The organism is Vibrio sp. 1180_3 (assembly GCF_029478545.1).
Lineage (GTDB): Bacteria > Pseudomonadota > Gammaproteobacteria > Enterobacterales > Vibrionaceae > Vibrio > Vibrio aestuarianus.
In genome coordinates, this window is sequence record NZ_SJFM01000168.1 from 1 (window position 1) to 508 (window position 508).

The 508-nt window shown below is 44.1% G+C and carries 1 pseudogene; it reads right to left on the bottom strand.

The features are described 5' to 3' along the window. Positions 1 to 507: pseudogene (locus EYW48_RS21410) on the bottom strand (IS3-like element ISVch4 family transposase); the annotation flags it as partial. Between the last annotated feature and the right edge of the window lies 1 nt (position 508).

Below are 508 nucleotides of genomic sequence, written 5' to 3' on the forward strand. Positions count from 1 at the left end.
TGACTATATCTGCAATGGTTCTCGCTCCCGCAGAGCCATTGCTTGCGGCATGAGCCTCACTGACCAAGCTGCGCAGTTTTATTGTTTCCGCATTAATTAACGCTGGGCGTTTAAGCCAATAGTGATAACTACTTCGATGAACATTGAAGACTTCGCATAATATTTTTACGCTGTGGCTCTGCTTGAGTTTCTTGATTGTCAAGAATTGTTCAGTGAGTCCGACATCAAGAGAGCCGTGGCTTTTTTTAGTATTTCATTATGCTCTTCAAGGCGAGCCAGCTTCTTTTTCAATTCCCGAATTTCTATTTGCTCAGGGGTCATAGGTGAAGCTTTCGGTGTTTTCCCTTGGCGTTCTTCTCTAAGCTGGCGAACCCATTTATCCATCGTGGACTTGCCCACATTCATGGCTTGGGCTGCTTCAGTCACTGAGTAATTTTGGTCTAAGACTAGCTGCGCTGCTTCTAACTTAAATTCTGCGCTAAATAGTCGTCTTGTACGTTTTGTCATA